Annotated in this window: 1 protein-coding gene; it reads left to right on the top strand. The window is 61.8% G+C overall.

All coding sequences use genetic code 11. The features are described 5' to 3' along the window. The first annotated feature begins 12 nt into the window (after nt 1-12). A complete protein-coding gene (locus B7449_RS12290) occupies nt 13-171 on the top strand; it encodes a DotD/TraH family lipoprotein (RefSeq protein WP_264996697.1) in 159 nt (52 codons plus the stop codon). Nucleotides 172-259: the final 88 nt, after the last annotated feature.

The raw sequence follows: 259 nt of genomic DNA, 5'->3' as shown, positions 1-259 counted from the left end.
ATTGGCTATAGCGTGACTGTCACCGGCCATCCCCGAGCAATGCGCGTCGCGACCAACAGCGTTGCCGCTGTGGTGGATATCCTTCGGACATTGGGCGATCAGGCCGGAGATCAGGCCATGGTCTCGGTAGACCCGCTTCACCACGCGATAACGGTGGCGTGGCATGCGTAAGATGGCGCTCTTTCTATCTTCGGCCATCGTCGTGACGGCCGCAGGCAGCCCGACCCATGCGGCATCTGTCTCCACGGGGAAGGTTGTC

The organism is Komagataeibacter intermedius TF2 (genome assembly GCF_000964425.1).
Classification (GTDB): domain Bacteria; phylum Pseudomonadota; class Alphaproteobacteria; order Acetobacterales; family Acetobacteraceae; genus Komagataeibacter; species Komagataeibacter intermedius.
Note: the sequence above shows the minus strand (reverse complement) of the source record. Positions and strands in the feature narration are given on the sequence as shown.